Here is a 14424-nt window from a genome sequence, read left to right as displayed (position 1 = left end):
TAAAAACGCAATAACGCACAAGTAAAAGAGGTTCAAAATGGAGTATAGAATATTACTGGCTGCGGCCTTAATGCTTACTGTCTCAATAGGAGTTTCCCCAGCACGGGCTAAAACACTAAATGTTGAAGCTATAATTAACCATTCAAACCACATGGCTTTGTATCAGGGAAAAACCTGTAAAGGAAAGGTTCATTTAAAAATAACTGATCGTCAGGGCCGGACTCGGCTTAGAGATCTAAATATCCTTCGTATGGATGTGGGCGAAAATGACGGTAACCAGATGCATATGTCCTATTTCAAAGCTCCTGCTGATGTGCGCAAGATGGTTTTTTTGGTACATAAAACGACCCTTCCGGGCACGGACGATTCTCGCTGGTTGTATCTGCCCAGTCTGGACATGGTCAAAAGAATTGCTGCTGGAGACAAAAGAACCAGTTTTGCCGGATCGGACTTCCTTTATGAGGACATTTCCGGACGCAGTCTGCACGAAGATGTACATGAACTGACCGGGACAAAAAATGGATGTTACCTACTGAAAAACACTCCCAAGAGTCCAAATGATTTGGAATTCTCGCACTATATTGCTCATATTAACCGAGATACATTTATTCCTATGAAGGTTGAGTATTATAAAAATTCCAATGTTCTCTATCGTACTATGGAAGTGGTTAAGGTTGAAAAAATTGTCGCGGATAAAGACGGAGAAGTTGTTTCGTATCCAACGGTCACTTGTTCTAAGGTTAAAAATCATGAAACGGGAAGCGAAACCGTCATGACTTTTTCCGATATCACATACAACCATCCGGTCAAAAAAAGTGTCTTCAGTGAAAGATACCTGCGCAGACCCCCTAGAGAATTGATGCGATGAGATTTAAGGAGCTCATGCGTCTAGCTACGTGGCTTGGGCTGCTTACAACCCTTGCTGCTCCGGCAGCCGCAGCGCAGGAAGGAAGTATATTTGAGCAGTTCGCTCCTATTGAATTCAACGGATACATTGAGGCAAGAACTGGAGTACGTACTCAAAATGATCCCGAAGAGAAACCATTCTCAATGGCTGAAGTCAGGGTGCAGGGAGAAGTATTCACTTATACCGATTGGGCTGATTTTAAATACAAAGGTGATGTCCGTGCGGACGGTGTTATAAACAGAATTTGTTACGAAACTCGTGAATTGTGGATATTTTCCAGACCTACTGATTTCATGGATGTGAAAATCGGGCGACAGGTGCTTACTTGGGGGACTGGCGGACTGGTGTTCCTGAACGATCTTTTCCCCAAGGACTGGCGTTCATTTTTTATAGGTCGGGACGCAGAATATCTGAAAGCTCCTTACAGTTCTGCCAAGGTGAGTTTTTTTACCGAAGCGGTGAATATTGATTTGGTATACAGTCCGAAGTTTGAACCGGATCGGTATATAGATGGTGAATACATCTCCTATTGGAGCGGACTTGAAGACCGTCTTGTGGGGCGGGATGATATTCTTGAAACAGACATACCTAATGAATGGTTTAAGAATGACGAACTTTCAGCCCGCATTTACCGTAATATTAATAATTACGAACTAGCTCTGTACGGTTACTGGGGATACTGGAAACAGCCCGCCGGAATGAATGCCCATGACGAAGCAACCTTTCCTCCACTCAATGTCTACGGGGCCAGTGTCAGGGGGCAGGTCAGTGCGGGGATCGGTAACATTGAAGTTGCGTGGTATGACTCAACCGATAACCGAGGCGGGACTAATGCAGAAGTTGATAACTCGCAGATCCGATATCTCGTTGGGTATGCGCAGGAACTCTGGACCAATAGTAACTGTGAAGTACAGTACTATGTGGAGCAGATGCTGAACTATGAGACTTACAGGAATGTGCATGATCCTAAATATCCCAAGGATGAGTTTAGACATGTCATCACCTTACAATTCACCCAACAGATGATGAATCAGAACCTAACTCTTGGCCTGGATTCGTACTACTCTCCCAGTGATAAGGATGCATATCTGCGGCCCAACGTTCAGTATAAGGTATCGGACCAGACAACTATCGGGATCGGGGCCAACATTTTTATTGGTGCAACAGAGCAGACTTTTTTTGGTCAATTCACCAATAACTCAAACATTTATGCTTCGCTGCGTTACAGTTTTTAGCTTGACTCTTTTAGTTAAGCTGCTTATCGATAATAAATGAACAACAAAGAAGAAACAATCAAATATATGACTGGAAGACTTATACGGATAATCAACAAACACCTGCGTATTGAAGAGCAGCCTATTCCCATAAGCGAAGGGGTTGAACTCACATCCAGTGAGGTTCATTGCTTGCAGGCCATCGGATTAAACGAGGGAACCAATCTTAAATCAATTGCTTCGGTTATGGGTGTTTCTAAAAGTGCTGTTTCTCAAATGGTAAGCAAACTTGAGAAAAAGAAGTTGGTACGTAAAGACCGTGCTCTGGATAACAATAAGGAATTTCTTGCTTTTCTAACTGATTCCGGTTGGGAAGCTTTCAATATCCATCAGGAATTCCACGAACGACACATGCATAACCTACTGGGCAGACTGGATGAATTTTCTGATCCGCAGATTGCTTCCGCGTCCGCAATTCTTGCTGTTGTTGAAACTGTGGTAGATGAACGCATGTCCGAAATTTTCAGCAGACTCAAATAAAAGTTTGTCCAGAATAATACAACGTTACAAGGGGTATTCGTGACAGATTGCCCTTATTTATTTACGATAATGGTTAAGCTTCTTAACTAAAAAGCTAAGGGAAATGTAGAATCAAAATTGATTCATTTTTCCATAATGTCTAACGGTTGGAGAGCACAGATGAATACGAATTGTAAGACAGCGTTGCCTTGTACAGGAGGCCGTGGAGCACGCAAACGCGGTCCAACGAGCTACAAAATGCATGACTCAGACCTTGTTTTTGAGGCGCTGGGACTAGAAAATGGTGACGTATTCCTTGATATGGGTTGCGGCCCGGGAGATTACTCGCTTCATGCTGCAGGAGCTGTTGGAAGCAAGGGAACTGTGTATGCGCTGGATAGCAACATAAATATGCTCAAAGAAGTTGCGAAGCAGACTGCTGAAAATAGCGTATCCAATATCCGTACAATCCATGGAGAGATGTCTGACGTGCTGCCTTTTGAGGACGAAAGCGTGGATACATGCTTCATGAGCACCTCTCTGCATTGTATGGATTTACAGGCGTACGGAACAGCACTCTTTAAGGAAGTTCAGCGCATACTTAAAACTTCAGGGCAGGTTGCTATTCTTGAATGCAAAAAAGAGAAGGCTGATTTCGGACCTCCGCTGCATATGCGTATTTCATCAGAAGATATTAAGTCCTTTGTACTGCCTTTGGAGTTTCATGAGACCGCATATCTGGATCTCGGTTTTAACTATCTGATCAAATTTAAAAAGTAAGTAAAAGATTCTAAATGAATATTCTTAATCTGTACGCATCGTTGAACGGGCAGACTGAAAAGATTGCCCGTGAAATTGAAAAAACAGCACTGATGGGTGAGCATATAGTTACAACAGTTAATGTTAAAAAGCAGGAAGATATTATCGACCTGCTCGCGTATGACTTTATCTTTATCGGTTCCGGTGTGTATACTTGGCTGCCGGGAAAAGCCATGCTGGACTGGATGAAAAGACAAATGGATTACATCCGCAAAAATGATTTAATTCTTCCGGGATCGCCAAGAACTCCCGGAAAGTTTGTCTGCGTGTATTGTACTTACGCCGGACCGCATACTGGTGAGGCCGAAGCGATCCCAGCAATCAAATATATGGGGCAGCTCTTCGATCACTTAGGTATTACCATCGTCGACGAATGGAGTATTGTAGGAGCGTTTATTCCTAAAAAAATGCATCAATTGAATATTAGCGGTCGGCTTGGAAATATCGAAGGACGCCCGAATGATGAAGACTTGCGTCAGGTACGGGAAAGGGTAAAAGGCATGCTCAACTCATTACAGGTTTCTATTTCTTCAACATGATCCTGCTACAAACTTATGGAGACCTAGTTAATCCGTTATCCTGAATCAAAGAAGAGATGAATATGAGTGTCCGAAAGTTTGTAGCAAAATCACATATCTCAGGGGAATATAACAAAAAAAGCTCTTACATTTTCATGTAAGAGCTTAAATTGCTTGGCGTCCCCAAGGGGATTTGAACCCCTGTCGCCTGCGTGAAAGGCAGGTGTCCTGGGCCAGGCTAGACGATGGGGACGCTTGAAAACTTGCATTTTTTTCTAAAACATACGGCATAACCGCAAATGATAATTCAAATCGAACTAGATATAAACCTAAGTATGATTTGATTATCACCTAGCAACTTGGCCAGTTGCTATTTTAAAAAAAAATGGTTGGGCCACAAGGACTTGAACCTTGATTAACGGAATCAGAACCCGTCGTCCTGCCAATTGAACGATAGCCCAACAAGTTGTGAGATGTGTATCTATGGAAAACACAGCCTGCTGTCAACGGAAAAACTTAAAAAACTTTTTCTTAATGGACCTATCTTGATGAGGCTCTGATTATGACCTGAATTAGCAGACTGATAACTGTGTTCTGTCAGTATAGTTTTTTCTCAACCTCATGTTACACTTAACAAACACTTGGCAGTTTTGCTCCTATGGTAGGCTACTCAAAGAACCAATCAATAACTGCCAGTGTATCGAAAATTCATAAGAGATTTTCATTCAACAGATTTCATCCAATGTTATCTATTTTGCTCAAAGAAAAGTGGTTACGGCATATGACGATAAGGAACGATCATGGAATATAAAAACACGCTCCGAAATCTTCTCACTGAATTTGCAGAAAATATCGATCATGGGCCACTCACTTTTGATGAAAGTGGTTACAGCCGCATCACGATCAAAGGCAACTTATCAGTTCGCCTCGATATAGATGAAGCAAATGGGTCGTTGCAACTCGTAACGATTGTTTCGCCTGACAATCCCGAAATTTATGCCGATCTTTTGGAAATTAACGCGTTTCGCAATCAATTAGCAGGTGCCAGATTTGTTCTTTTACGAGAAGAAGGAAACATTGCGTTGCTGAAACACGTTGAAATAGAAGATCTCACCCTGCAAAAATTTGAATTGATATTTACAGAATTCCTAGCCATTGCACAAAAGTGGACAGAAACACTTGCACTAAGAGACCCTGAAGAAATAGACGATTCTGATAAAACTCAGCCTCTTGAAATGGACGATGTTTTTAACAGAGCATAAGCAATACAACACCGAGTGTAAGCACTCACATCTTTATATAAGCTTATTCCTATTTTTTGAAGGGATAAGCTTTTTTATTGCAATGTTAATGCAACAACATTATTAAATCAAACAGTTACAAGGGAAAGAATATTTACTGCTGTATCTGAAATGGGACTAGTACATCATCGTGCTTTAGCAACATCAGTTATTCATGCAAGATAAAATCACCGCATGAATTAACAGTAGTGCTGCAATAAAATAAACTTTTACTGACTATTGCCGATCGTTTTTAAGTGAAACAGCCTTCTATTGTGAGCTGTCACATCTTGCAACGCGAAAGTCAAAACGGCGGACATGCTAAATATTGGATTATTTTTTTCTTTATCGAGGTACTATATATCGGGAATAATATAGTTCTTAAAAGAAGGAACGACCCAATACTTGCGGAGCTATTCTCCGTTTTATTTTCGCTCCTATTGTCTACTTAATAAATAGACAAACGACACAGTCCTTTGTTTCCTACAGCAACGGATGAAATTCTTTGGGGTAATTTCATGTCTATTAAGAAACTTTTATTATTGGGGTTCAGCACGGCTATCGGGTTGTCGCTGCTGATTGGAATAATCGGATATAAATCCGCATTAGATTCCACAGAACAAATTAAAGAACTGGTTTTTTATGATGTAGCGCTTAGAGAACAGGCTTTGGAAATCAAAAATTCTCTGTTGCTCCATCGCCGCTATGAAAAAGACATTTTTCTTAACATTGGAAACAGGCAGAAACAACAAGGGTATCTTCGTAAACTGGAAAATGTAAGTGCCATTACACACAAGCAAATTGCCACCATTGAAGAACTGGAATCCGGGGTTGTTGAGCTCACAAGTCTGGAACGTAATGCAATCAAGACGTTTTCTTCTGCGTATTCACACTACCTAACGGGTGTCCAGAAAATTACACAACAGGCTATCAACTCAAATATCGATCCGGTTGAAGCCAACAAGCTGATGAAGCCCTACAAACAGCCAATACATGAAATGGAGAAGGCACTGAACCAACTCGGTGAATTCAGCCACAACATACTAATTAAAGAGAGTCAGGAATCGTTAGCTCTGCTCAACAATTCTGAAAACTTGATTAAGTTTGCCTGTGCTGTTGCGATTCTGCTCGGTGGGTTGATTGCTTTCATTGTGTTCCGCGCCATAAACAATCCCCTTACTGAGTTGACTATTTTTGCCAACAAAGTGGCAGGTGGTGATCTGAATGCAAAAACAAACAGTACTTTCTCTGGCGAAATGAGCGTTCTCCACGAAGCCATCAACCGCATGGTTCTTGAGCTCAAAGACAAACTCGGCTTTGCAGAAGGAGTTCTGAACGCCATCCCTACTCCATGTGGTATCGTCGGCTCAGACTTCAAAATGCTCTGGGCGAACCAGCAGCTCTGTAGTCTGCTGGAAAAAAAGGGTACCCCAGAAAGCTACAAAGGCGTCAGCTCTGGTGAATTATACTGGGATGACAAGAACAAGGAAACTCTCTCCGATAAAGCGATTAAAGAACGCAAACAACTTCATGTCACTTGCGAACGCCACCTCACCTCCGGACGAACTCTCTTCATCGATGTCACCACAACTCCTGTTTACGATCTAGATAAAAACATCATCGGCTCAGTATCATTCTGGTACAACCTCACCGAACTGAATAACCAGCGAAAAGTTATTGAAGAGCAAAATGAACGCATCAGCCGCGCAGCTCTGGAAGCTACATCTATTGCTGAACAGGTTGCCGAAGAAGCAGGTCAGTTAGAAATACAGATCAACCAGACCACACAAGGTGCTTCTATTCAGAGCGAGCGTATCGGTGAAACAGCAACTGCTGTAGAGCAGATGAATGCCACCACGCTGGAAGTTGCACGCAATGCAGCTCGCGCAGCTGAAGATGCTGATATTGCACAAAGAACAGCTTCCGACGGTGCAGGCATCGTCAAAAACGTTGTGCAGTCTACTGAAGAAGTACAGCAATATGCTGAAGACATGCGAGGCACCATCACAGAACTCGGCACTCAAGCCGATTCGATTGGCAGCATAATCAACGTCATTAACGACATTGCTGACCAAACAAACCTTCTTGCACTCAACGCTGCCATTGAAGCTGCACGCGCTGGCGACGCCGGACGTGGATTTGCAGTAGTAGCAGACGAAGTTCGTAAGCTTGCAGAAAAAACCATGCAGGCAACAAACGAAGTTGAAAGCGTAGTGAATGGAATTCAACAGAGCTCCAAATCGACACTGACTCAAATGGAAAACGTAGCAACACGTATTGGGCAAAACACTGAACTTACAATGAGCGCGGGCACTGCACTTGAGCAAATTGTTGAAGCAGGTACGCAAACAGCAGATAGAGTTCGTTCCATCGCGACCGCGTCAGAAGAACAATCCGCTGCATCAGAACAAATTGCGCGCGCATCTGATGAGGTAAACACCCTCACTCAAGAAGCAGCACAAGGCATGACCGCAGCAGCGGATGCTGTTACCGCACTTGCCGCACTTTCACAAAAACTTGAAGTTGTTATACGAGAAATCCAGCAATAGCTTCATGTTAAACAGAATGTCGCTGAGAACTGCATATCAATCAAAATGCATCAGGCCCGTATCCTGTTACGTTTGACGTAGTCCGGCATCCGTACAACATTCTGTCTTCTCGGAACAGACTCGAACCCGATCGATCTGATTCTATAAACAAAACCTCTGAGCAGCGATGTTCAGAGGTTTTTCATATTTTACGTACCATTCCCCTGCTTTCACCCTGAAATGCTTCTGAATACACATTTTACAGACCGCACTACACAAAGCTATGAAAGCAGGAATCAATATGTAGAAATGGGCACATTATTCGAGCTATGCGCCTATAACCTCATGATATTAAAGTTACTTTGCCATGTTTAAGAATTGGAAAAAGCATACTCTGTAGGCCCGCACACAATCTCTTCTCCACGACTCGAACCAGATCTCAATACAAAAATGGCGTACAATCCCCCATGCCCCATTGACCATATGACCTTCAAACGAATAGTTGCCATCCTGCGCCTTGCCGTGCCATACACTGGTTTGATCTTGAGTACCCGTGAATCAGCCGCGTTACGCCGAGAAATACTTGATATCGGTGTATCGCAAATTAGCGTTGACTCTCGCACCTATCCTGGCGCGTACAGTGACCCTGAATTTGACTGGCCCGAAGTGCAACAATTTTGCATCAGTGACAACCGAAGTTTAGATGAAGTTATCCACGATATCGTGGGTGCAGGATATCTTCCTTCATGGTGTACAGCATGCTATCGCCTTGGCAGAACTGGCGAACACTTCATGGATCTGGCTAAACGGGGATTATTCAGCAATATTGTCTGCCGAATTCACTCCTGCCTTTCAGGAATATTTAGAGGATTACGCGACAGAATCTACCCGTAACGCAGGCAAGGCCTGCATCAATAACGAGGTAGAGAACTGTCCCAAGGACAGACGCTCTGTCGTGGAATCCCGCCTTCAGCGCATCGAACAGGGAAAACGTGACCTCTACCTGTCAGCAACTGACTTTGCTATCTGTTCCAGACGCATAGTACGGCACGTTATTGCTATACGTCCGCAGCACTTCAGTTACATGCTTCAGCCGCCACCTTACATCTTAGGGTGTGGGCAATCCTAGCAGCGCGCAACTGCTATTCTTTAAGGAAGTTTTTTACATGTCTTTAACACGTAATGAGATTATTGAAATTTTGAAGAGCCCAGTCGCACAAGAAGGCACATCCTTCAGCGACACAGACAATTCCCTGTTTACAGCTGCAACAGCCACTGCTCGAGCATTGTTTAACAGTACTGTGTACCAACGGGGAATCATTGAGTTTTCGTCACATTGTAGAAAAAATTGTCACTATTGCGGACTCCGCAACAGCAACACAGACCTTCTACGTTACCGGTTGACCCATGATGAAATAATGCAGGCTGTAGATAATGCCGCCGCCATGGGAATGGGAACAATTGTTCTGCAAGCCGGAGAAGACGAAGACGTAAACCCTCACTTTGTTTACACTGTTGTCCGCGCCATTAAAGAGAAATACAATCTGGCAGTAACACTTTCTCTTGGTGACCATCCAGACGATGTCTACAGACTATGGCGTGACAGCGGCGCAGACAGGTATCTACTTAAAATAGAAACCACCGATACAGATCTCCACAGCCTCTACAGGCCGGGTCAACATCTGTACGATAGACTGAACCGCATTGAATCACTGCAGCGTTTCGGTTATGAAACCGGCTCAGGTATTATTATCGGGCTGCCTGGAATGACAGACGAAACTCTGACTGATGACCTTTTGCTCCTCAGTACAATGGGCCTGGACATGATAGCCTGCGGGCCATTTATTCCGCATCCTCAGACACCATTGCGTCACGCAGAACAAGGCACACTTGTCGAAAGTCTGCGCGTTACCGCAATTCTTCGTCTCTTAGCTCCGGCAACGAATATTCCAGCCACAAGCGCTTTGGACTCCTTGCGTTCAGTTAAAAACAACGATGGTCGTATACTGGGCTTAAATGCAGGCGCCAATGTCATTATGCCTTCCATCACGCCAGACGCTGTTCGAAGTCGCTACGCTATCTACCCCGGTAAAAATGATCCTGCGTTACCGCAAAACTCTACCGTCAAATTGCTTCAGTCCAGAGTTCAGGAAGCAGGGTTTACTCTCAGCACCCAAGCTGGCTCCAGCATGCGACGCACATTCCGGGCTCAACCGGTAATTTAGTATGAATACCAACACTGCTCCCAAAGGCGTACGCCTCATAATTACTCTCACTGGCCGTCGTAATGCCGGTAAGTCTGCTCTCATCAACGCACTTGTAGATCAAGAAGTTGCTATTGTTTCCGGCCACCCCGGCACCACTACAGACCCTGTAGGCAAACATTACGAACTACATCCAATAGGCCCTGTGACATTTTTCGACACAGCCGGACTGGATGACTACGGCACCATCGGTCTGCAACGCATGGCTGCGACACGTAAAGTGCTGCGCCGTACAGACATCGGTATTCTTGTAGTGACAGAACAAGGCATGCAACAGGAAGAAAAACGTTTGCTCAACGAGCTTACTGAAATGAATCTTCCTGTTATTGTTGTCTTCAACAAGTCCGACCTTGCGACACCGTCGCGTGAAGATTTGCGAGCCTGTTCCGGACATTCCATCGTAACAGTTTCAGCGACCACAGGTGAGAACATTGACGAGCTGAAGCGGTTCATTATTGCAACCGCTCCAAAAGAACTCATTGAAGATCCCCTGCTGGTAAGCGACATGATAGCTCCTGCTCAAACAGTACTGCTTGTTGCTCCTATTGATGGAGCTGCGCCCAAAGGGCGTCTCATCTTGCCGCAGGTTCAAGTACTGCGCGATGTGCTGGATGCAAATGCTCTGGCGCTTACAGTTAAAGAAACGGAGTTGTCTGTTGCGCTCAATGCACTTTCAGAACCTCCGGCTCTTGTGGTCACAGATTCACAAGTTATCCATCAGGTAGCAGAGATTGTACCGGACTCCATTCCGCTTACAACCTTTTCGACCCTTTTTGCTCGATACAAGGGCGACCTGCCCAAGCTTGTACACGGGGCAGCGTCGATAGATAACTTGAAAGACGGTGACAAAGTTCTTATGTACGAATCCTGCTCGCACCATGCGGTGGATGATGACATCGGACGCGTTAAAATTCCTAACTGGATAAAACAATACACTGGTAAAAACCTGACCTTCGAACTTTTCGCAGGTAACGACTTACCGGACAATCTAAATGCCTACAGCCTCGCCATTATGTGCGGGGGCTGCATGTCCAACCGATCTGAAATGATGCGCCGCATCCGCGATCTCAACGCACACAATGTACCGGCAACCAACTATGGTATTGCCATTTCAAAAATACAGGGCGTGCTGGAACGAGTGATCCGACCGCTTGGCATTTAGCCATACGTTAATAACATCCCCCGCATGGCGAATAACCATGCGGGGGATGTCTATATTCAACAGTAAAGCTCTACCCTAAGAATGATGTTCCACGTCACACTGATAGCAATAACAGTATTTCTGTAAGTAACTAACGTACTGCCGCCATATTAATACATCCTAAAAAGATGTCTTCTCTACCGTAATAAGATATGTTTTTTCCTATTATTGAACCGGCACCTTTACAAAAAATTTCTACGCTATCACATTGAAATAAATAGTAGTCATTATTCCCTCTGACAGCTTGCAAATAGCTGGACAGTATGCCAAAATCCGGCAGATTCAAATGCGATCAAATTGACCCTAACTCAAGCAGAGACTCTATGACTCGAGTATCATATTCCATACGCACTTTCCTGTTCTCCGCCTTGGCGCTCTGCCTATTCTGTGCGACACTGCCATCCCCTGCTCACGCCACATCTCAGGAAATGCGGCTTACTGCTTTTCGTATTTCTGAAACCGATGGCGCATTGATGCTCAATTTTGGTGTTGGTGTTACTCAGCTTAACCAACTTCGGGTATTGCTCAATGAAGGTGTACAGGTAGAACTTAACTGCCATGTTCGCTTATCCCGACCCCGCTCATATTGGTTTAGAAAGAGTTTAGCCGAAACAACTATTACAAGCACTCTCTACTACGATACTCTCACCAAAGAATATTTTCTCACCCTTCCGGACAACAAAGCACCGCACAGAAACAAAAGCCTGCGCAAATTGCTTGATGGGGCATGGAAATCCATCTCTCTTCCGGTGGGAAGCACGACCTTAATGACTTCCGGTAACGAATATAGAGTTACACTCAACGTCGAGATGGTTAACACCGACGTGCCGGAGTGGCTCACCAAATCATTCTTCTTCTGGTCATGGGATCCTGCACCCCCAATTCAATACTCAACGGATTTTACGTACTAGATAGTACGCAGGAAGATCTATGACCCCTAATGATCAGGGAACAATTATAGTCAACGCAATCGATGCGCGCGAAAAGAAACGTCGTAAGCGCGAACTCATTGTTGCGGCTGTAGTTTTTCTTGTTATTATTACCCTTACATGGATAGAGCTTAAATATCTTGGCGTGGATTCTTACTTTTTCCTCGCCCTGTTCAACTTAAACTTTATCCTCGTGCTGCTTATTCTCTTCATCGTTCTGCGTAACGGGGTAAAACTTATCCTGGAACGCCGCCGTAAGGTACTTGGCTCGCATCTACGAACGCGTCTTGTACTTGTATTCATGTGCCTTTCCCTTATTCCTACAGCGCTTATGTTCGTCATCAGTACGCAGTTTGTACAAACATCTGTGGACTATTGGTTTAAAAACCAAGTTGAAACATCCATGGAGACAGCGCTGGATATTGGACAGGCCTTCTATGCAGACTCCCTGAACGACCTCGAACACTTCAGTACCAATATCATCGGGCAGATCCGCAAGCGCAACTTTGCGTGGGGCGGTAAAGGCATGGACAGTTTCCTTCAGGAAAAACGCTCTGAATACAACCTTACCGTTGTGGGCGTTATGACTCCGAAGCGCACTGAACAGAACTGGCACGGCAGAAAAGATATTGAGAAAGTATGGGACGAAACCAAAAGCCGCATTAACTGGGGCAACTTGGAAAAGAACCCACGCTTCTGGTCACTTATCTGGCCGGGTGCAGCCTCTGACTACGCGGTAGGGGTTATGCCTGTTGATGAAGGCAAAACCGGCTACCTCGTGCTTGTTCGCAGTATCGGTAAAGATACTATGTTCAAGCTCGATCGTATTGTTCGTGGTCTCGACGAATACAAAAAGCTGAGAACCCTCAAGCGTCCGCTTAAAATTACGCTCTATTTCATTCTGGGCGTAGTTACCCTGCTTATTATCCTTGGAGCCATGTGGTTCGGCTTCCGCCTTGCTAAAGAGCTTGTTGAGCCAATCCTCGCCCTTGGTAAAGCTACTGAACGCATCTCTAAAGGTGACTTATCTGTACGTCTTGAAGATACATCAAATGACGAACTTGGTGTTCTTGTGGCCTCGTTTAACCGTATGGCCGGAGATTTGGAGCATAGCCGCAATAGCATCACAGATGCGAATACGAAGCTTGAAAGACAGAACCTCGATAAGGAACAGCGTAACCGCTACATTGAAGCAGTGCTCGATAACACAGCTGCGGGTGTAGTTTCCGTTGATTCTCTTGGACAAATTTCTACAATCAACAAAGCTGCTGCCAGCATGTTTGGCGTGTCTGCTCAGGCACTTATCGGGTGGAACGTCCGTACGCTTCTCCGAAGCCGTGTCGAAGGTGAACTTGTGGGCGAACTTGTTACCCATTTCCAAAAGTCACCTGAAGCACCTTGGAAACGCGAAGTTGCCGTAAACATAGGCGGACGAGAGCTCAAACTGCTGCTCAGTGCTATTGGTCTGCCAGCACACGACAGCGACCAGTTCGGTTTTGTAGCGGTAATTGAAGATATTACTGAGCTTGAAAAAATGCAGCGTATGGCTGCGTGGCGAGAAGTTGCGCGCCGCATTGCGCATGAAATCAAAAATCCGCTCACACCGATCAAGCTTTCAGCTCAGCGTCTGCAACGCAAATACGGCAAGCAAATCGAAGAACCAGCATTCAGCCAGTGTACCAGCCTTATTGTAAAAGAGGTTGAAGAGCTGCAAAACATGGTGCAGGAATTCTCAGCCTTTGCAAAACTGCCGGAAGTAATGCTCGCACCGGGACATATTGATCCGCTACTTCAAGAGCTTGTAACTCTGTACAAAAACTCGCATAGTAAAATCAGCTGGAATTATCAGCGAATGAACGACATTCCGGTCATTCAAATGGACAGCTCAGCTCTGAAGCGCGTGTTCTTGAATGTTATGTCCAATGCGGCAGAGATTCTTACCGACAAGGATAACGCTACTGTTACCGTTACCCTTGAATATAAACAAGATTTAGAGCTTGTACGTATTGATGTGGAAGACAACGGCCCCGGCCTTACTCAGGAAGAACGGTCCCGTTTATTTGAGCCATATTTCTCCCACAAAAAGGGTGGCACAGGTCTCGGTTTAACCATCGTTAAATCTATCATCAGTGACCATCGGGGGTACGTGCGTGCTAACAGTCCTGCACACGGTGGAACCATTGTCACGGTAGAGCTTCCTGTGGTATAACAATAGCGCACTCAAAATTAGAAAACGTTCCAACCC

12 protein-coding genes and 2 tRNA genes are annotated in these 14424 nt (G+C 44.7%); 12 read left to right on the top strand and 2 right to left on the bottom strand.

The window, feature by feature from the left end; translation table 11 throughout:
- Window positions 1-37: 37 nt before the first annotated feature.
- The 5 genes from MKHDV_RS03380 (at window position 38) to MKHDV_RS03360 (ending at window position 3998) form a co-directional block, all read left to right on the top strand.
- Window positions 38-868 (top strand): outer membrane lipoprotein-sorting protein, encoded by an 831-nt coding sequence (locus tag MKHDV_RS03380; RefSeq protein ID WP_254060400.1) that lies wholly within the window; start codon window positions 38-40, stop codon window positions 866-868.
- A 14-nt stretch (window positions 869-882) separates the two neighbouring features.
- The gene (locus tag MKHDV_RS03375) at window positions 883-2142 is read left to right on the top strand and encodes a hypothetical protein (RefSeq protein WP_216846846.1); all 1260 of its coding nucleotides are present in this window, start codon (window positions 883-885) and stop codon (window positions 2140-2142) included.
- Between the two features lie 36 nt (window positions 2143-2178).
- Window positions 2179-2661, top strand: a complete 483-nt coding sequence (locus MKHDV_RS03370; protein WP_160712262.1) for a MarR family winged helix-turn-helix transcriptional regulator — start codon at window positions 2179-2181, stop codon at window positions 2659-2661.
- A gap of 159 nt (window positions 2662-2820) precedes the next feature.
- Window positions 2821-3420, top strand: coding sequence for a class I SAM-dependent methyltransferase (locus MKHDV_RS03365; protein ID WP_160712260.1), 600 nt, complete (start codon window positions 2821-2823; stop codon window positions 3418-3420).
- 14 nt (window positions 3421-3434) lie between these two features.
- The gene (locus MKHDV_RS03360) at window positions 3435-3998 is read left to right on the top strand and encodes a flavodoxin domain-containing protein (RefSeq protein ID WP_160712258.1); all 564 of its coding nucleotides are present in this window, start codon (window positions 3435-3437) and stop codon (window positions 3996-3998) included.
- 154 nt (window positions 3999-4152) lie between these two features.
- Here the strand turns inward: MKHDV_RS03360 and MKHDV_RS03355 are convergent.
- Together MKHDV_RS03355 and MKHDV_RS03350 are read right to left on the bottom strand one after the other, a co-directional pair.
- A tRNA-Glu gene (locus MKHDV_RS03355) sits at window positions 4153-4230 on the bottom strand.
- 133 nt (window positions 4231-4363) lie between these two features.
- A tRNA-Gln gene (locus MKHDV_RS03350) sits at window positions 4364-4438 on the bottom strand.
- A gap of 339 nt (window positions 4439-4777) precedes the next feature.
- Here MKHDV_RS03350 and MKHDV_RS03345 point away from each other — a divergent pair.
- The 7 genes from MKHDV_RS03345 to MKHDV_RS03315 all read left to right on the top strand — a co-directional run bounded on the left by MKHDV_RS03345 (window position 4778) and on the right by MKHDV_RS03315 (window position 14388).
- A complete protein-coding gene (locus MKHDV_RS03345) occupies window positions 4778-5239 on the top strand; it encodes a type III secretion system chaperone (protein ID WP_160712256.1) in 462 nt (153 codons plus the stop codon).
- Between the two features lie 536 nt (window positions 5240-5775).
- Window positions 5776-7806 (top strand): methyl-accepting chemotaxis protein, encoded by a 2031-nt coding sequence (locus MKHDV_RS03340; RefSeq protein ID WP_160712254.1) that lies wholly within the window; start codon window positions 5776-5778, stop codon window positions 7804-7806.
- 357 nt (window positions 7807-8163) lie between these two features.
- A complete protein-coding gene (locus MKHDV_RS03335) occupies window positions 8164-8679 on the top strand; it encodes a hypothetical protein (protein WP_371416007.1) in 516 nt (171 codons plus the stop codon).
- A 272-nt stretch (window positions 8680-8951) separates the two neighbouring features.
- Window positions 8952-10010: a [FeFe] hydrogenase H-cluster radical SAM maturase HydE gene (hydE, locus tag MKHDV_RS03330; RefSeq protein WP_160712252.1), complete on the top strand. Its 1059-nt coding sequence runs from the start codon at window positions 8952-8954 to the stop codon at window positions 10008-10010.
- A gap of 1 nt (window position 10011) precedes the next feature.
- Complete coding sequence (gene hydF / locus MKHDV_RS03325) at window positions 10012-11211, top strand: [FeFe] hydrogenase H-cluster maturation GTPase HydF (protein ID WP_160712250.1); 1200 nt, start codon at window positions 10012-10014, stop codon at window positions 11209-11211.
- Window positions 11212-11573: 362 nt separating this feature from the next.
- Window positions 11574-12161: a DUF4390 domain-containing protein gene (locus tag MKHDV_RS03320; protein WP_160712248.1), complete on the top strand. Its 588-nt coding sequence runs from the start codon at window positions 11574-11576 to the stop codon at window positions 12159-12161.
- 19 nt (window positions 12162-12180) lie between these two features.
- Complete coding sequence (locus tag MKHDV_RS03315) at window positions 12181-14388, top strand: PAS domain-containing sensor histidine kinase (protein ID WP_160712246.1); 2208 nt, start codon at window positions 12181-12183, stop codon at window positions 14386-14388.
- Window positions 14389-14424 lie beyond the last annotated feature (36 nt).

The organism is Halodesulfovibrio sp. MK-HDV, assembly GCF_009914765.1.
Classification (GTDB): domain Bacteria; phylum Desulfobacterota; class Desulfovibrionia; order Desulfovibrionales; family Desulfovibrionaceae; genus Halodesulfovibrio.
This window is presented reverse-complemented; position numbering and strand designations above follow the sequence as displayed.